This is a genomic window from Tellurirhabdus bombi (assembly GCF_021484805.1).
Lineage (GTDB): Bacteria > Bacteroidota > Bacteroidia > Cytophagales > Spirosomataceae > Tellurirhabdus > Tellurirhabdus bombi.
Genome location: NZ_CP090557.1, coordinates 4,887,743 through 4,905,612, shown reverse-complemented (window position 1 = coordinate 4,905,612; position 17,870 = coordinate 4,887,743). Strand labels below are relative to the sequence as shown.

General features: G+C 46.7%; 18 protein-coding genes. 12 read left to right on the top strand and 6 right to left on the bottom strand.

Annotation, left to right across the window (positions count from 1 at the left end; genetic code table 11):
- Window positions 1–51 precede the first annotated feature (51 nt).
- Window positions 52–981 carry a DivIVA domain-containing protein gene (locus tag L0Y31_RS20825; protein WP_234735014.1) on the bottom strand — a complete coding sequence of 310 codons (930 nt, stop codon included), beginning with the start codon at window positions 979–981 and terminating at the stop codon, window positions 52–54.
- 127 nt (window positions 982–1,108) lie between these two features.
- The gene (locus L0Y31_RS20820; protein WP_234735013.1) at window positions 1,109–2,026 is read right to left on the bottom strand and encodes a WD40 repeat domain-containing protein; all 918 of its coding nucleotides are present in this window, start codon (window positions 2,024–2,026) and stop codon (window positions 1,109–1,111) included.
- 67 nt (window positions 2,027–2,093) lie between these two features.
- On the opposite strand from L0Y31_RS20820, the gene L0Y31_RS20815 reads away from it, so the two are divergent.
- Entirely contained in the window at window positions 2,094–2,726 is a 633-nt protein-coding gene (locus L0Y31_RS20815; RefSeq protein ID WP_234735012.1) for a 4'-phosphopantetheinyl transferase family protein, read from the top strand.
- A gap of 55 nt (window positions 2,727–2,781) precedes the next feature.
- Here the strand turns inward: L0Y31_RS20815 and L0Y31_RS20810 are convergent, their stop codons facing one another.
- Window positions 2,782–3,654, bottom strand: coding sequence for a transglutaminase-like domain-containing protein (locus L0Y31_RS20810; RefSeq protein WP_234737217.1), 873 nt, complete (start codon window positions 3,652–3,654; stop codon window positions 2,782–2,784).
- Window positions 3,655–3,923: 269 nt separating this feature from the next.
- Here L0Y31_RS20810 and galE point away from each other — a divergent pair, with 269 nt between their 5' ends.
- The 10 genes from galE to L0Y31_RS20760 all read left to right on the top strand — a co-directional run bounded on the left by galE (window position 3,924) and on the right by L0Y31_RS20760 (window position 12,135).
- A complete protein-coding gene (gene galE / locus L0Y31_RS20805) occupies window positions 3,924–4,940 on the top strand; it encodes a UDP-glucose 4-epimerase GalE (RefSeq protein ID WP_234735011.1) in 1,017 nt (338 codons plus the stop codon).
- A 64-nt stretch (window positions 4,941–5,004) separates the two neighbouring features.
- Complete coding sequence (rfbB, locus tag L0Y31_RS20800) at window positions 5,005–6,063, top strand: dTDP-glucose 4,6-dehydratase (RefSeq protein WP_234735010.1); 1,059 nt, start codon at window positions 5,005–5,007, stop codon at window positions 6,061–6,063.
- Window positions 6,064–6,158: 95 nt separating this feature from the next.
- Window positions 6,159–7,019: a glucose-1-phosphate thymidylyltransferase RfbA gene (gene rfbA, locus L0Y31_RS20795; protein ID WP_234735009.1), complete on the top strand. Its 861-nt coding sequence runs from the start codon at window positions 6,159–6,161 to the stop codon at window positions 7,017–7,019.
- Window positions 7,020–7,442: 423 nt separating this feature from the next.
- Window positions 7,443–7,868, top strand: coding sequence for a hypothetical protein (locus L0Y31_RS20790; protein WP_234735008.1), 426 nt, complete (start codon window positions 7,443–7,445; stop codon window positions 7,866–7,868).
- A gap of 48 nt (window positions 7,869–7,916) precedes the next feature.
- Window positions 7,917–8,537 (top strand): hypothetical protein, encoded by a 621-nt coding sequence (locus tag L0Y31_RS20785; protein WP_234735007.1) that lies wholly within the window; start codon window positions 7,917–7,919, stop codon window positions 8,535–8,537.
- Window positions 8,538–8,658: 121 nt separating this feature from the next.
- On the top strand, window positions 8,659–9,036 hold the full coding sequence (locus L0Y31_RS20780) for a hypothetical protein (RefSeq protein WP_234735006.1): 378 nt from the start codon (window positions 8,659–8,661) through the stop codon (window positions 9,034–9,036).
- Between the two features lie 26 nt (window positions 9,037–9,062).
- Window positions 9,063–9,758, top strand: coding sequence for a hypothetical protein (locus L0Y31_RS20775; RefSeq protein ID WP_234735005.1), 696 nt, complete (start codon window positions 9,063–9,065; stop codon window positions 9,756–9,758).
- Between the two features lie 37 nt (window positions 9,759–9,795).
- The gene (locus L0Y31_RS20770; protein WP_234735004.1) at window positions 9,796–10,485 is read left to right on the top strand and encodes a hypothetical protein; all 690 of its coding nucleotides are present in this window, start codon (window positions 9,796–9,798) and stop codon (window positions 10,483–10,485) included.
- A gap of 120 nt (window positions 10,486–10,605) precedes the next feature.
- On the top strand, window positions 10,606–11,424 hold the full coding sequence (locus tag L0Y31_RS20765) for a sensor histidine kinase (protein WP_234735003.1): 819 nt from the start codon (window positions 10,606–10,608) through the stop codon (window positions 11,422–11,424).
- A 54-nt stretch (window positions 11,425–11,478) separates the two neighbouring features.
- Complete coding sequence (locus tag L0Y31_RS20760; RefSeq protein ID WP_234735002.1) at window positions 11,479–12,135, top strand: response regulator transcription factor; 657 nt, start codon at window positions 11,479–11,481, stop codon at window positions 12,133–12,135.
- A gap of 49 nt (window positions 12,136–12,184) precedes the next feature.
- On the opposite strand, the gene L0Y31_RS20755 is transcribed toward L0Y31_RS20760, so the two are convergent.
- Window positions 12,185–12,934, bottom strand: a complete 750-nt coding sequence (locus L0Y31_RS20755) for a GLPGLI family protein (RefSeq protein WP_234735001.1) — start codon at window positions 12,932–12,934, stop codon at window positions 12,185–12,187.
- Between the two features lie 29 nt (window positions 12,935–12,963).
- Window positions 12,964–15,843 carry an outer membrane beta-barrel protein gene (locus tag L0Y31_RS20750; protein WP_234735000.1) on the bottom strand — a complete coding sequence of 960 codons (2,880 nt, stop codon included), beginning with the start codon at window positions 15,841–15,843 and terminating at the stop codon, window positions 12,964–12,966.
- A gap of 214 nt (window positions 15,844–16,057) precedes the next feature.
- Here L0Y31_RS20750 and L0Y31_RS20745 point away from each other — a divergent pair, with 214 nt between their 5' ends.
- Window positions 16,058–16,384 (top strand): nucleotide pyrophosphohydrolase, encoded by a 327-nt coding sequence (locus tag L0Y31_RS20745; protein ID WP_234734999.1) that lies wholly within the window; start codon window positions 16,058–16,060, stop codon window positions 16,382–16,384.
- Between the two features lie 76 nt (window positions 16,385–16,460).
- Here the strand turns inward: L0Y31_RS20745 and L0Y31_RS20740 are convergent, their stop codons facing one another.
- On the bottom strand, window positions 16,461–17,828 hold the full coding sequence (locus tag L0Y31_RS20740; protein ID WP_234734998.1) for a M28 family peptidase: 1,368 nt from the start codon (window positions 17,826–17,828) through the stop codon (window positions 16,461–16,463).
- Window positions 17,829–17,870 lie beyond the last annotated feature (42 nt).

The window sequence follows — 17,870 nt, the reverse complement described above, 5'->3', positions numbered from 1 at the left end:
TCGCAATTTTTGACAAAGAAAAGAAAAAGGCGGGGTTGGCCCGCCTCTGCTTTAAATTTGATCGAAGAAAGATCCGCCACTTTTCGGTTTTTCGGCGGTTGCTTCGTGAGCTGGCTGTGGCTCTTTTTCGTCGGCAGGAACGTCATCATCGGTCGAATCCTGCGGCAACGTATCGTTATCGTTCGTAGACTCTACAAAAGGAAAGCCTGCTTCGCCCGCTTCGTCAGCCTGGGCCGTCACCGGATCACCAATGTCCGTCGAAAGTTTATTTTCCTCTGCCGATAACGATTCGTTTTCTAGGTCGGGTGCTGTTGGGTCAACAACTAGTTCTGATGGGTCCTTCGCTTCATGATCTGCCTCATCGAGCCGGGGCGCGGTTGGGTCAACAAGCAACTCGTCTGAAATCTCCGGTGTTTCCCCTGATACGCTTAATTCCTCAATTTTGGACTGTAAGGATTGCTGGTTAAATTTCTTTTCAAACCGATCCACGCTTTCAACGGCATTGGCTGCCAAGGTGCGGATTTGGGAAATCAGACTTTCTTTATACCGTTCCATTGCCTTGAAGTCATACTCCATGGTTTTCAGGTCGGTTAACACGTTGTCTTTGATGTAGCGAGCCTGATTTTCAGCATCCTGAACCATCAGCGTAGAGCGTTTGCGGGCGTCGGCCAGTTGCTCATCGGCTTTTTGCTTGGCTTCGTTCAGGTATTGTTCTGCTGCCCGTTGCGCCTGTTCGGTGATTTGTGAACTAGTATCTTCCGCCGTTTTGAGCATTTTGAACAGCGTCTGCTGAATCTCCTTAAGCTCATTGCGTTCTTTTTCGGCTAATTCCAACTGCATTTTGAGCATTTTCTGTTCGCTCAGAACGCGCTCCCATTCCTGTGATAACGAAGCCAGAAAAGCCTCCACTTCATCAGTTCGGTAGCCACGCATGGCTTTTTCAAAGGAGTGCTGGCGTATCTCGATGGGCGTAATTTTCATAACAGCTCGGGTTGAAATGACCACATAACTAGTGGTTTTATTGAAAAATAAGAGTGGATGGTCAAAAATATCAATATTTTAATCAGAATAACAGTTGGAATATGCGAAAAAAAGATAAATAGTTTACTTACCGGGAAACCTCCCAGACCGAAATTAATTTATCGTCGCCGCAAGAGACAAGCTGTTGATGAAACGATGACCACCAAAGTTTATTGACCGAGGTGCCGTGTCCAGCGTGGCGCGCCCGGTCGATCACCTTAAGGAGCCTGAACGTCTGCGCATCCCACACCTTGACCGACTTATCCATGCTGCACGTAGCAAATAGAGTGCCGTCTGGATGATAAGCGATGTGATTTATGGCAAAAAGATGCGCCGGAATGGATTCTAGCGGCTTATAATGCTGCGCTACATCCCAGATTTTCAGATGCGCGTCCCGACCAGCCGACAACAAATAACGACTATCCGGAGAGTAACAAACCGTAAAAACTGAGTTTGTGTGCGCCGCAATGAGGTGCTTCAGTTCTAGACTCTGTAAATCAAAAATGCGGATATCATTGTCGCTGTAACCAACGGCAAATTCGTTTTTATCGGGTCGGATGGAGATGGAACGGGCACTTTTGTTTGAGGCTTTCAGGTGCTTCCTGACCACGGGGGGCGCCTCGGGCAGGGGAGACGTATCCAATACAATCACGACCCCATCTGACAGGGCAAGCAGCGCCAGATCATCAATTAGCTGAATGTCAAAAATGGCGGCTGTCGTGAGTTTAACCGAGTGGGTTTCACGTTGCTGGTCAGGCTGAATGAGGTGAAGGCCTTCGTAGTTTTGGCCTACCCACAACAGCTCGTGCGTTTCGTCGTAAGTAATGGCGTACACCGAGGAAGGAATGCGGGCAACCAGCCTTCCCAGATCGGGCTTGTCCAGGCGCCAGCGCACCACCTGTCCATCGGCTCCAGCCGAAAAAAATTGGGCCGGCTCAGAACCAGGTGCCAGGGCATAAACACAATCGCGGTGGCCGGCAAAGGTGTCAACTTTTTTTATGAGCATGGGCGAGATGTTGGCGGCAGACCGGTACTGACTGCTATTTTTACAACAAAATTAATCAGATTCAGGAATGCCCCTGCAACAAACGCTATTACTGCACGATGATTGTGTAGCTGTTTTGTGGAAAATTGAGGAAGAGGAGGCTACGTTGCGGGCCTCATTGCCCTTGACTGCCGTTGAGCTTGCCGAACTGGATTCAATCCGGCATCCGGCCCAGCGTACCGAATGGCTGGCCTGTCGGGCTGCTGTTTGTGAACTCGTGGAAAGCCAGGGAATGATCTATGCTGGAATGGCTAAAGATGAACACGGAAAACCATTTCTGATCGGGCAAGAGGCGCACGTTTCGATTTCGCATACGTTGGGCTGGGCGGCGGCAGTATGGCACCCGGAGCGAGCGGTAGGGATTGATATTGAGCCTTTCCGAAGCCAGTTTGGCCGCGTTGTGCCAAGAGTGCTGTCAGATGATGAAATTGCGGATGCCGGTGGAAATCTGTCCCGCCTGGCCGTCTATTGGTGCGCAAAAGAAGCGCTGTATAAACTGTATGGTAAGCGGCAACTTACTTTCCGGGAGCACCTCCACGTTGAGCCATTTGAAGACGGAGCCGAGTGGTTGGTTGGCCATGTGCGTTTGCCGGACTATGTCGCCAAATTAACCATTCGGTGTTATTTAGCCGGACCCGGTTTGGTTGCCGTGGCTTTGTGAGAATAAAAAAAAAGCCTGAGCCCTATCCTCAACAGACAGAACTCAGGAAAAAAGTTTACTTGTTGGTATAATCGGACAAAGGTGGCTGCGCATCTTCATCCTGAATTGACTCCATGATCTTTTCTACTTCCTTCATCCGATCCGTATCGCCCGTTTTTTCAAAAGCGAGCATCAGGTTTCGGAGCACCCGCCGGATGATGTCCACATTCGGGCAGGGCTGGTAGAACGTATCGGTTGGTTTGAGGTTTAACTGGCCAATGTAATGATCAATGTCAGACTTGGAAAAAACCAAACCCCGGTTAAAAACATTGATGTAAAACTGCGTCGTCCCTTGTTTATAGGTCAACACAAACAAGCTGGGCAGATTTACTCCATAAACCGGCATCCCCAGTTTCTGGGCAATCAGCATGTAGATGGTACAAAGCGAAATCGGATTTCCTCGCCGCGTATCTAACACAATGTTAATCATTGAATTAGAGGGAGAGTGGAAGTGCTTTGTATTCGCTGCAAACTTCAGTTTATTGAAAAAAACATGGTTGAGCGTTTTAATCTGATCAACCGGATGCATGTCTGAACGGGCTTCCAGCCAGACCTCGTAGTAAAGCTGTTCAATATCGCGGCGGAGTTTGTCAAGGGACAAATCCGGGTACTGATAGGTAGCAATAATCCAGAGTCCTTCCAGCAAATCGATGCTGCCGCCTTCTTTCCAGACGCGGATTCGTTCAAGAACGGATTGGTATTGCAAATCATGAATTAGCTCTTCTATTTTTTTCTGAACAACCGGATTAAAACTCCCTTCCCACTCACTTTCGAGGTAAGGAATCATCTGGCCACCCAGCTGGCGAATACGCTGTTCAACGTGTTCGGTTATCTCCTGATCTTCGTCGTCCAATAACGAAATCAACGCCTTAATTTCACTATTATTTATCATGCGCGTTCACGGGAATCGGTTCGGCGTTACAACTTCACAAGGATCGTATGCAGGGACGACCCAGCCCTAAGATAAAAACAATTTTCAGAAGCCTCCTGAATTTTATACTTTTGCCATCAAATAGCAAGAGTCATCCTAGTTTTGTAACAAAATTTTACAAAAAAGATTTTCGCTAGTCAGTACATTTTCGGTCTGGGAGTTGATTGATTCGGCGGTCATGAACAGGCCCAACTCAACGATAGAATTTTTTCAGAAACCTCTAACAAATGAAAATACTAGTTACTGGCGGCGCAGGCTTCATTGGCTCGCACACGGTGGTAGAGCTCGTTAACGCTGGTTATGAGCCTGTCATCATCGACAACTTCTCTAACTCTGAGCATTCAGCGCTCGAAGGACTTCAACAAATTCTGGGTCGGGATGTCATTTGCTACGAGAACGACTGCAATGACCCGGATGCGCTGGACACCATCTTTCAGAAAGAGCAAATCACCGGAATTATTCATTTTGCGGCCTACAAGGCAGTAGGCGAATCGGTGGCTTCACCGATGAAATACTACCGGAACAACCTCGATTCAACGATGTTGCTGCTGGAAAAAATGGAACAGTACGGGGTAAAAAACTTTGTTTTTTCGTCGTCCTGCACCGTGTATGGACAGCCGGAAAAACTGCCGGTGACGGAAGAGACGCCCCGCCTGCCAGCACAGTCGCCCTACGGAAACACGAAAGCGATTTGCGAAGATATCATCCGGGATGTAGTTCGGGCAAATGCGCCGATCAAGGCTATTTCCCTGCGTTATTTTAATCCGATCGGGGCACACCCATCCGCTCTGATTGGTGAGCTACCTTTGGGTGTACCAAGTAACCTGGTGCCTTTCGTAACGCAAACAGCGGCGGGGCTGCGCGAAAAAATTACCATTTTTGGCGATGATTATAATACGCCCGACGGCACTTGCATCCGGGATTATATCCACGTGGTTGACTTGGCTAAAGCCCATGTTCAGGCGCTGCGTTTGCTAGATAAGCAGACAGAAGGCAACTATTACGATGTATTTAATGTGGGTACAGGACAGGGCAACACCGTGCTGGAACTGGTCCAAACATTTGAGGAAGTCAACGACCTGAAACTGAATTATTCCCTTGGACCCCGCCGTCCGGGTGACGTTGAGAAAATCTACGCAGAGGTTGATAAAGTAAATAACATCATGGGCTGGAAAGCGGAAAAAACGCTGGCCGATAGCCTGCGCGATGCCTGGCGCTGGCAACAAAAATTAACCTCAAAATAAGGAAGGCCGTTCGGCAGGTTGGTAAAAGCTGCCTCCGCACCGGTCAACTTCAAATCCATACTTTATGAGCAAAAATATTCTGATTACCGGTGGAGCAGGCTTCATCGGTTCCCACGTGGTCCGCTTGTTCGTCCAAAAATACCCGGATTACCAAATTTACAACCTCGACGCGCTGACCTACGCCGGTAACCTGGCCAACCTGACCGATATCGAGCAGGCTTCCAACTATACCTTCGTCAAAGGCGACATCACCGATGCCACGTTCCTGGAGCAACTCTTCGCCCAAACCGCCTTTGATGGTGTGATTCACCTGGCCGCCGAGTCCCACGTCGATCGTTCCATCACTGATCCCATGGCTTTCGTGCTGACCAATGTGGTGGGTACAGTTAACCTGCTTAACGCCGCCAAAAACAGCTGGAAAGGGGCCTTTGAAGGCAAACGCTTCTACCACGTCTCCACCGACGAAGTTTACGGCTCGTTGCATAATCCCGAGGATTTCTTCACCGAAGAGACGCCTTACGATCCACAGTCGCCTTACTCGGCTTCCAAAGCAGCCTCCGACCACTTTGTGCGGGCCTATGGCAACACCTACGGACTGCCCATTGTGCTGTCTAACTGTTCCAATAACTACGGGCCTAATCACTTTCCCGAGAAGCTGATTCCGTTGATGATTCATAACATCCAGAACAACAAGCCACTGCCGGTCTACGGCAAAGGCGAGAATGTGCGCGACTGGCTGTATGTGATTGATCACGCCCGAGCGATTGACACTATTTTCCACGATGGTAAGAACGGAGAAACGTATAACATCGGTGGCTTTAACGAGTGGAAAAACATTGACCTGGTGCACCTGCTGTGCCAGATTATGGACCGCAAGCTAGGTCGGCCCGAAGGGACGTCAGTGCAATTAATTACTTATGTCACCGACCGCGCGGGCCACGATCTGCGGTATGCCATTGACGCGCACAAGATTATGCGGGAGCTGGGCTGGGAGCCTTCGTTGCAATTTGCCGAAGGGTTGGAGAAAACCGTTGACTGGTTCTTAGCCAACCAGGAGTGGATGGACAACGTGACTTCGGGTCATTATCAGCAGTATTATCAGGACATGTACGCCAACCGGTAACTAAAGAGAGAAAGCGGTAAAGAGCGAAAGAGTGAATTGCTGGCGCAACCTGGCATTCGCTCTTTCACTCCTTCGCTCTCTCGCTCATTCAAACTATGAAAGGTATTATTCTGGCCGGGGGCTCCGGCACACGTCTGCACCCGTTGACTCTGGCTGTTTCGAAGCAGTTGATGCCGGTGTATGACAAACCCATGATTTATTACCCGCTGTCAATTCTGATGTTGGCCGGGATTCGGGAGATTCTCGTTATCTCGACACCGCATGATCTGCCGCACTTCAAGAAACTGCTGGGCGATGGCTCAAAGGTGGGCTGTTCGTTCAGCTACGCCGAGCAGCCTGAGCCTAACGGTCTGGCGCAGGCTTTTGTGATTGGGGCTGATTTTATTGGCAATGACAAGGTGGCTCTGATTCTGGGGGACAACATCTTCTACGGTTCGGGCTTGTCGAAGCTGTTGCAAGCCAACAACGACCCCGATGGCGGAGTGGTATTCGCCTACAAGGTGCACGATCCGGAGCGTTACGGAGTGGTGGAATTTGACGACCACAAGAAAGCGTTGTCGATCGAAGAGAAGCCGGCTCAACCTAAATCGAATTATGCCGTGCCGGGTTTGTATTTTTACGACAACGAGGTGGTCGAAATTGCCAAGCAACTCAAGCCTAGCCCGCGCGGGGAGTACGAGATCACGGATGTGAATAAAGTGTACCTGGAGCAAGGTCGGCTGAAGGTCGGCATTCTGGACCGGGGCACGGCGTGGTTGGACACGGGCACGTTTGCTTCGTTGATGCAGGCAGGTCAGTTTGTAGAGGTGATTGAAGAGCGTCAGGGCTTGAAAATTGGCTCAATTGAAGAAGTGGCCTATCGGATGGACTACATCAATGATGAGCAACTGCAAGCCATTGCCCAGCCGCTGGTCAAGAGTGGTTATGGGCAGTATCTGCTCAACTTATTGAAGTAATAGTTTACTAGATTATATAAAAGGCGCCGGGGAAACTTAGGCGCCTTTTCTTATGGATTAAAAATCAAAAAAAGCTCCGACAATCTGTCTGAGCTTTTTCCCTTGACCTAACCTATGAGATAAGAAATAATGGAGTACGCCTTGCGGCGACGATTACAACCAATCCTATTGCAAAATAGCCATCAAAAAAGCACTATCGGTAGCGCATAAACACCTGATTATGCACTAAATTCAAGTGATAAAATACAAGGGTATCTACTTGTGAACCTACGTAGTTTTACGTGTTTTTGAGAATTATTGATCGGTAAAAGTGTTGATTTTTAGGTAGTTATATAATAAATTCTTGGTGTCGCCTGTTTGGGGGCTTGATGTTTGTGGGTAAATTGTAAGGACAAAGAAGGTTTACCGCTTATTGCTCTAGCCATGAAACGCACTAAATACGATGGAAATGTTGGGCGGTTTTTAACCGCAGCTGATGCCAAAGCGCGTACCAAACTATTCCGTAGAACGGCTAGAACGACCCAGCTTTGTCTTGAAAAGGAAGGTATCCAAACAGGGGAGGTGATTCGGGCGGAATTTTTTGGCATCAATCGTATCAACAAGCTGCTGGGCCGTACAGAATGCGTAGGCATACGAATTTACTACGGGAATCGGTGGGAAGATGAAAATGGAGATCCTACATCGGATGGCAAAGGAGAGTTAAAAAATCGCTTGGTTCTTGTGGGTGTTCGCTCAGACGGATCAGATATTTTCGAAGATGGGGAAGGACTTAAGGGCGGTGGTGACGGCGACGCGCTTGGCGATGGGCTACCCTGTCCACAGAATTGCGCTTCTAATCATAAGGTTTAGATGATCGATAGAATCATTGAGATTTACATAAGGTACCCGTTGGAGTTAATGGCAAACCTAGCTACGTTTATGCCATTAGTAATGGGTATCATTTACTATAAATGCCTTCCACTGGGAATAAAATACTTGCCTTATTTTTTCAGTTTTGTTTTAGCCAGAGATATAACTACTTTAATTTACGGCGTCTATCGATTAAATAACCTTTACTTATACAATTTATCAGCCATTTTAGAAGCTATTTTTTTTAGCTATATATTTTATCTTTCAATCAATAAAACTCAATTCAGAAAAGGAATAGCAATCATTTTATTAATTGTTTTAATCACGGATATTTTTTTCTGGATGCCTGATGATTTCTCTCCCATCATTTTAACGCTAACCCGGGTTGTGGAAATAATAGTAACCTTGTTGTATTTCATTGAATTAATTAGTGATTTAAAAGCAAGTAATATATTGGTTCACTCTTATTTCTGGCTCAGTAGCGGTTTAATGTTGCAGGCATCCGGTACTTTTTTTGTTTCCTTATTTTCTAGTGTAGTCTTATCCAAAGTAATCAATCACGCTGATTTTAATTACTACTGGAATGTGAATCTAATAATGTATATACTATTTTGTTTTTTTGCTACAACTTCATTCTGGGTTAGTAAATATGAATACGTAATTAAATAAGTTATCAGCTACTAGATCGTATGTGGCAATGACCGGTAAATCAAAGCCTTAGCTATAAATTGTTAAAATTTCCACATCTTTGCGATGACTATTTTTTTATCTACCATAATCTATACTTAACATGTTTAACGGTAATGAAGGCCGCTTTGTACAAGCAGGTGAAGCAAAAAAATTGAGACAAACTTACCGCGAAAAGAAAACAAATTTATCAGATTATGAATGTGTTACAGCAGAATTTTTCGGAGCTAATAACATAAAAAAGCTGCTGGATCAACCTAACTGTGTGGGTATTCGTATTTACCATGCGAAGCGGGAGGAAGAAATAAATGGCAAAACGCACCTTATACCCCGTTTAGTATTAATAGGTGTAGACGCAAATGGAAAAGATATTCGCACCCAGGACGAAAAGAGACAGATAGGATTAAAAGATATGCCAGGAGAAAGCAACAGGGATGAATTGGCTGATGGTCCAGTTTGTCCGCCTGCGTGCACTCCATAATTTTTACTAAATTGAGCCTTTCTACTATGCTTGAGCCGTACATCCGATTATTTATTAATTACGCGGATTGGTTCATTTCAGATCTGTTCCTTTTGATTGCATTAGGGACAGGTCTAATTTGTTATAGATACGTATACGGTGGTGCCCGTTGGTTATTCTGGTTGCTGGTACTTAGCTTTTTCGTAGAATTACTGCTAATTCATTACGCCGCCTTGAGTAAAAATAATCACTTCTTATTAAATGTAAGTTCGATTATTGAAACTGCCTGTTTAGCGGGAATGTACTACTCTATTATTATGAGAAAATGGAGTAGGATATTTATTGTGGTCTCTTTTTTGATTTACTTATCAATATCTATTTATTCCTTTGAATGGTTGCGTATTGCTGATTACATGCTGGGTGTGCAGCGGCTAATGATGATTGTCTATGTGATTCTTTATTTTCAGTATTTGCTTTCTGAACTCAAAGTTGATTATTTAATGGGGCATTCGTTTTTCTGGATCAGTGCGGGGGCCTTGTTATATGCTTCGGGAACACTATTTATTTTTCTATTCGTTAAAATTACATTTGGCAATCCAAACGACGGCGATTTCAGCTGGTATATGCACTTTGCTCAGGCATTCAATTCATTTTTCTACATAACGCTGGCCGTCGGTTTCTGGCTCCAGCGCCGTGAAATACAGCTTGAGCAAGCAAAACAGGGATATAAGTTAGGGCGTTGATGAAGGAGAAAAGGGATTATTGTGCAACTTGCTACCGATGCTTGATCCGTATCTGAACTTAATTCTGAAATACCCATTCAGCTTCCTGCAGGATTTATGCTTGCTGGTCGGCTTATTATCAGGGATAGTAAACTACCGGAAACTCGATGCCGCAAACCGAACGGTCTTTGGCCTGATTGCCATTACGTTTGGGATTGAGCTTGTTTTGATCCACTACGCGGCCTTTGGGCGTAATAACCATTTTTTAGTTAACATCACATCGCTGGTTACCGTCATTGGTCTAGGGCAGAGTTATGCTTTGGAAATAAAGAAGGCTTCTTATAGCCGGTCCATTTATGCACTTACGGCTGTCTATGCAGCGATTTTTCTATACGCCTTTCAGTGGACCAGGGTAATTGAATACATACTGGCTATCGAGCGTTTGCTACTAATTGGGTTTGTGGCTATGTATTTTCACCGCTTGCTGTCTAGTTTGCTGGTTGAAAACCTGTTGCAACATGCCATGTTTTGGAACAGTGTTGGTGTTGCGCTGTATGCTTCGGCAACCTTGTTTATTTTACTTTTTATTCGCTTTCCTTTTTTTAACGAGGCTCTTTATAGGAAAGAATATGCCTTTTATTGGGAATTGACACAATATGCGTCCTCTTTTTTGTACATGACTCTGGCAACGGGCTTTTGGGTACGGCGTCAGGAAGTATCCCAGTCGGTCGTAAAATCGTTTTCGTAAACGGTATTCAAATAAATTGCAGAAATACAGATCTCTTACTAACTTTCCGATACAGAGGGGCTTCCGGGTTGGATGGGCTGTTCTGGATCGCCTAAGCATCAGGATATAGTGGACGCTTACATGAAATTATACATTGCGGTAGGAACAGCCGTATTGCTGGTTATGGCGATATTTATTATTGTCTTTGTGGCCTATTATCAGCAAAAGCAGATCCGCCAGCAATTGGTCATGAAAGACATGCAGGAGACCTACCGCAAAGAGCTGATGACGGCCACGCTGCAAGGCCAGGAGCAGGAACGGCGGCGCATTGCGCAGGATTTGCACGATGAGATTGGTACAATGCTTTCTGTTACGAAGTTAAGCCTGAATCAGTTGGGGCGTAGCATTGAAAAGACCGATCCCGCTTCGATTATACTGGTACAGAAAACTCGATCGCTGCTCGACGAAACCATCTCCAATGTACGCCGGATTAGCCGTGACCTCGTTCCAACAACCCTCGAACGCTTTGGCTTAGTAGCGGCGCTGGAAGAACTAGCCGAAAAAGTAATCAGTCAGGGGGATATTCACATTGAGATAATTTGCCCCGATACAGTCACTTCGTTGCCATCAAGTTTAAATCTGATGCTGTTCCGAATTGCGCAGGAACTGACCAATAATGCCATTAAACACGCAAAGGCCGAAACCATTCAGATTCAGTTGAGTTGCGAGCCAGGACAATTAAACTTGTCGGTTATTGACGATGGTCATGGCTTTGACCTGGATGAAGTACTGAGTGACAAGCGGCGCGGACTGGGCCTGCGGAACATTGAAAGTCGCCTATCGGTGGTGGATGGCAGCGTGACGTTTGATGTTGCCAAAGGTCGCGGATCCCGGGTATATGTGCAGGTGCGGACACCCCAGTTTGTACCTGAAGAGGTGTTGGAGCCTATACAGGCCTGATAGAAATTACACAATGGATAAGGTAAGCTTTGTCGCTTAGGCCAAGCTCAGACTATGAAAAAGATACGCATTGCCCTAGCCGATGACCATAATCTGTTCCGTAAAGGAATGGCTTCTGTACTAAGTCAAATTCCTGATTTTGAATTAGTCCTGGAAGCCAGTAACGGGCAGGAATTGATTGACAAGTTAACGCGTCGGATTCCGGACGTAGTTTTACTGGATCTCGAAATGCCTGTTATGGATGGCGTAGCCGCCACCGAATACATTCGGGAGCATCATCCCGATATTAAAATCATCATGCTAACTATGCACGATGAAGATCGCTTTGTGCTGCACTTGCTGGAGAAAGGCGTGAGCGGCTATGTACTGAAAGATGCAGATTTGGATGAGGTCGAGAAGGCCGTACACCGCGTTATGCAGGATGGCGTTTACCTGAACGATTTTGTCTCGAAGGTGATGCACCGTAAGATGACAAGCAAAGCAACGGTAGTGAAGCAACCATCGCTCTACAACAGTAAAGTGGTGCTGTCGGAGCGGGAAAAAGAAATTCTAAAACTGATCTGCGAAGGCCTCTCCACGGCGGAAATTAGCGAGAAGGTCTTTCTGAGCCCCCGCACGGTGGAGGGCCACCGGTTGCGCATTCTGGAAAAGACCGCTACGAAGAATACCGCCGGTATGGTGGCGTATGCGTTTAAGAATAATCTGGTATAATAGAACACTGAAACAAAATAAAAAAGGGCCGCTCAGCGGCCCTTTTTGCTTAGTATCGAATTGCCCAGAACGGATTTCGGTGGGCCTTCATGCTATCCCGGATATGCTCCGAAATGAGCTTGTTGTAATCACTGTTCTTGATTTTCTTCCCTTTTAGCTTGGCCGGTAATGCCAGGTCTTTTTTGGCATCTTTGAACTCCACTTTTGTGGCCGTAATAACCACTGCACCGTCATTCAGGTCCAGTTCCATAATTAAACCCGGTAAGCCATACGATTGCTCGGGACCGGCAGGAACCAGAATGTCGCTGGAAAACCAGGCGGTCAGCTTATGCCCTTTGAGGGGATCTTTTGCTTCAGCTTTCATGCAAACATAGCCCGCAATGTCTTTCAACTGGTTCAGTACCTTCCATTTAGGCGTTTGTAACGAGTCTTCAAGAATGTAGGTTCTACCCAGCATTTCAATGATTTCCGTTTTCTTCTCTTTTTCGAAATCGCGTTGGATGATGTAGTCATCCTGCCGCCAGGAATAGGTGCCATCTTCGCTTTGGCCCTGGTCACTTAAATACGTATACAAACTTTGCGTCGGGCTGAAAGCCAGTTTCATCTTTGTTTTATATACCTCGTCGTTCTTCCAGGTTTGCGCCATCCGCTCTTTTTCTTCCTTGCTCAGGAAAGTGAGCTGGGAGTTCATTTTAACCCAGTCGGTAGCGTGTTCGTAGGTGACTACACCCTCGGATTTGTCTTGAGCCAGCGCGGTCAGACTAAGTAGACAGCAGGCTATGAGCAATAGTTTTTTCATTTTGATGACTCTGTTAATGATGACCAATCTTACCGGCGAATCTGGGTTCTCATCCCGCGAATGTTATACGAGAAGCTCAGCATGAAGTACCGGGAAAGCGTTTGTACGCGCTCCGTTGAAACGAAATTTAACGAAGCATTTTGATTAACCCCTAAGTTACGTTTGAAAACATCGTAGGCTGTGAAGCGTAGCTCTCCGCGATTATCTTTCAGGAATATTTTATAAACCGATAAGTTCAGGATGGGCAAACGCTGATCGAAAGCAAAGCGCCGGTTAATGGACACCTGATAGTTGAAATTCCCGTTCAGGTAGAAATTAGAAGGTAGCTTTAAGTTCGCATCGGCACTGTATCGGTAGTTATAGAGACGCTGGTTCTGTGTCGTATTGATCGAGTAGCGCGTGTTCGTAATGTTCCAGTTGGCGTTTGCGTAAAAGGTGAAATTGTCCGTTGGCGTTAAATCCAGTCGTGTACCAAAGCCATAGTTATTGGAATTGGTTTCGTTACGCACGTTGTTCACAAAAACTGGATTCTGCCCAAAGTTTAACGACGAGTTGAAGTTCATCGTAGCTTTGGTTTTTTTCAGCGGGAATCCAAAATTCAGGTACGTTCCGTAGTTCTGACCACCCGACGAAATATTACCGGGTATGACGGTAGTGACCAGTGTTTCGGTGTCGACTAGCTGATTGTAAACAATCTGATTTTGATTGTAGCTATAGTTTAGGCTGGCACTTATGTTCATAAACGTAGCAGGGTTGAACATGTGAAAACCTCCGTAAACCCGGTGCGTCATTTGGGGAAGCAGGTTCGGGTTTCCTTCACGGATGTAGCGCGGATTGCTGTTGTCAATAACTGGTTGCAAATCGCGGGAATTAGGCATCTGAACATCTGCCGAGTAATCTACATAAGTATACCGGTTGTTTTTCAAATCGTAGCTAAATCCAAAACTAGGTACGAAGGTATTGAACGTACGGTCAACTTTCTTAAAATCGGTAGAAGTTTGGTCTGCCGCAAACTGGCCATTGAGGCGGAACTGCTGTCCGGCCAATCCAACCGAAACGTTTAGCCCTTTGTAGCTGTAGCGAAGACCTGTACCTAAGCGGTTGTAGAGGTAATCGTTTGTGTAATAACGGCTTAACGTATCGTTGCGAACGGGGCGCTCACCACCTTGGTTGAACACATCGCGGTCTACTTCGTCATACCGGAGACTAAAATTGTAGAATGACTCCCAGGTAAACCGTTTGGAAAGCGGCTCAATGAACAAAAGGCTTGATTTGAACTCGTTCTGGCGGCTGTCTGTCGCATTGGATTGATTGATATTTGGCAACGTTTCGGTACTCGTTGTTGACCCAATATAACGGCTTCTCGAAATTTGATTGCCTGAACCTTCGGTATTGTTATAGCTGAACGAGCCGCTGGCAGCAAACTGGCGACCTTTTTTCTTGAATTTATGCCGGTAGATGAGCGAGGTAATAAAAGCGAGTGAATTATACTGGTTGTTATTGTTTATCTCCGTCTCACTGGTTTGTCTAGCCAGGCTATCCGGGTTTGCCCGACGGGAGAAAACCTGTTGGCTGCGGTAGGTATCATTCCCATTATTCATCCGGCCATTAGCGATCAGAATCAGCGTGTTGAGCGAATCAATGTTTTGCTCGACCCGTAGGGAAAAACGGTGGTTCGCGCTAAAGTTGATCCGGCTATTGTTATCGTTGGTGCCAAAGGAACTTTTATCAGGCAGGAAATTCTCGCGGTTATTTTCGGCATTGAGCGTCTGGCGCATCTGGTTATAGAAGTAACTCGAACTTGCTTTGAACTTCTTGGTGTCGTAATTGTAGTTGGCACCACCGGCAAAGTTGTTGGAGAAGCCCCGGCCCCGGTTGTACGATTGAGGAATTGAAAAACCACCGTCCCCATCGTCGGAGAAATAGACAACCCGTCCGCCATTGCTGAAACCAAAATCAGCATTATCGCCCCAGTTATAAGATTGGCTACCTCTAAAATCTTGATAATCACCGCCGGACAAGCCCGTTTGGTTGACGTTGTTCCCCATGCCGATCACGGAGAATTGTTCTTTCGTGTTAAATCGGTTGTAGTTTCCGCGAACTTCGGTCCGGGCAACGCTTTGCGCTCCCGCGACTTTTGATTGCGGACCGGCACCCGCCGTAAACTTGCCGAAGCCACCTTTTTTATGGCTTTCTTTCAGTTCCAGGTTGAGCGTCTTTTCGATTTTACCGTCATTAATGCCCGTCAGCTTTGACTGTTCCGTTTTATCATTGAAGACTTGTACGCGGGAAAGAGCTTCGGCGGGCAGGTTTTTTGTGGCTTGTTTGGGGTCGCTGCCGAAGAAAAGTTTTCCATCAACAGTCACTTTATTAACACTCTGGCCCTGCGCCTGAATGTTACCATCCTGGTCAACGCTCACACCCGGTAGCTTCCGAAGCAGATCCTCCACGGTTGCTCCCGGCGGAACTTTGAACGAACTCACGTTATATTCAATTGTATCGCCCCGAATCATCAAAGGTGCTTTGGCAGCCTTGATGACAACCTCAAATAACTCTCTGGTGATGGGCTTTAATTTGATGTTACCCATATCCATGATTTGATCAGAGCCCGGGTGGATTTCCTGTTGGTAGGGTAAATAACCGACAAACGTGATTTTTAACAGGTAAGAGCCTGCTTTCACGTTTCGGAACTCAAAAGTACCTTTGTCGTTTGTGCGGCCAAAATTTACGAGAGTAGAGTCTTTGGGGGTTAGCAACATGACCGTCGCAGCTGGCAAAGCCGCGTTGACGGTGTCTACTACGGTTCCTTTGATGTTTACTCGCGGAGCCGTCGAGACTCGTCCGGCCTGCTGGGCCATGGCCGTACCTATACTGACTGCCAGTAATAGGAGAAGGAGAAGTTTACGCATGATGAATTAAGAGGAAAGAGATTACTGATAGGTATGCAATATGGGATAAATCAAATTAGCTGCTTTAAAATTAACATTTTTTAGCAAAAGCAAACTAGTAGTATAGTTAGATAATTAAAATTTTAGTTGAGCGGTAAATATTCCGAGTTGATTGGCAAATTAAGGATGGACGTTGTTTGTAAATGTTGCACTGAACCTATATAAAATTTTTTGTATGACCATTAATGAAGCACAAACTACGGTTGACCGTTGGATAAAAACCATTGGCGTCCGTTACTTCAATGAGCTAACCAACATGGCGATGCTGACAGAAGAAGTTGGGGAAGTGGCGCGAATCATCGCTCGGCGCTACGGAGAGCAATCGGAGAAAGAGTCAGATAAGGCCAAAGACCTGGGCGACGAGATGGCTGATGTCTTATGGGTATTGATCTGCCTGGCCAACCAGACAGGCGTTGACTTGACGGAAGCATTTCAGAAAAATTTAGAGAAGAAAACCATCCGGGATGCAACCCGCCACCAGGAAAACGAGAAGTTGTTGTAACCAATTCGTCTCCTGCGACAAAGTCGCAGGAGACGAAAACCAGTTGGCAAAAATCACTTTCCTGCAAAGCTCGGACTTAATTCAATCCATGCTGATCAATTAAATACAGGAGGGCTGTCATGGAAGCGGCCCCTAGTTCCAATTCTCGCTTGTTGATCGCTTCGAAGCGGTCGGCGTCGGTATGGTGAAAATCAAAATAGCGCTGGGAATCGGGTTTGAAACCAAAAAGGGCCGTCCCCGACTGCGCCAAGGGGCCAATATCAGCGCCGCCACTGCCGGGTCCAATCTCGTGAAGTCCATAGGGAGCGAGCAGGCTTTTCCAACTCATGGCCTTGGCTTTTTCACTGGCGGTTCCAACGATGCCGAATCCCCGGGGCGTAAAGCCACCGTTATCCGACTCAATGGCCGCAATGTGCTTTTCCCCGCCTTTTTTAGCGTAGTCGGCGTAGCCAATGCCTCCTTTCAGACCGTTTTCCTCGTTCATAAACATCACCGCCCGAATGGTTCGCTTAGGTTTGTAGCCTAAAGCCTTCAAAACCCGCAATACCTCGACGGACTGCATGCAACCCGAACCATCGTCATGGGCACCCTGGCCTAAATCCCAGGAATCCAGGTGGCCACCGACCACAATTATTTCGTCAGGTTTCTCACTTCCCCGAATTTCTCCCACCACATTATACGATTTTGCATCGGGCAGGGTTTCGCAGGACTGCTTAAAAAAGAATGTTAGAGCGGGGTTTTCTTTAAGTAACTGGCTCAATTTCTCCGCGCCCTTTGTGCTGATGGCGGCGGTCGGAATCAAGGGAACGCCCGACGCGTAACGCATGGAACCCGTGTGCGGAATATCGTCTAATCCAACCGCCATCGACCGAACAATGGCACCAACGGCCCCGAACTTGGCGGCAAAGGTAGCTCCATTAGCCCGTTGCTCGACGGCACCTGCGTAGGCTTCAAAGGTGTTTATTTTGGTGGGGTCCATCGGGCGGTTGAAAAAGACAATTTTGCCTTTCACTTTTGCGGCTCCCAATTCTTCCAGCTCTTTAAAGGTTTTTACTTCCACAACGCCAGCTTCAACGCCTTTGGTAGGGGTTGCCACGGAACCACCCAGGGCCGCAATCGGAACGTTGGTTTTTTGTTTGCCAGATTTAATATAGGATTCTTCTTTCGCTCCCCGTACCCAGTGCGGAACCATCACTTCCTGTAAGAAAACGCGGTCGAAGCCTTCTTTTTCCATGAGTTGCTTCGTCCAGTCAACGGCTTTCTGCGCACCGGCGGAGCCACTCAGACGCGGCCCAATCTGCTGGGTTAAATGACGAAGCCACTCATACGCTTTTCCACGGGCCAGGGTTTCGTCATAAATTTGCCGGATAAAAAGAGAGTCGGCATTCTGGGCAAAGACAGGCGCAGAAAAGAGGAGTAATAGAGCGTAAAGAATGTATTTCATAGAGTGGTAGGTTAATTTGTGGTCTTAAGAACGCGGTGTTGA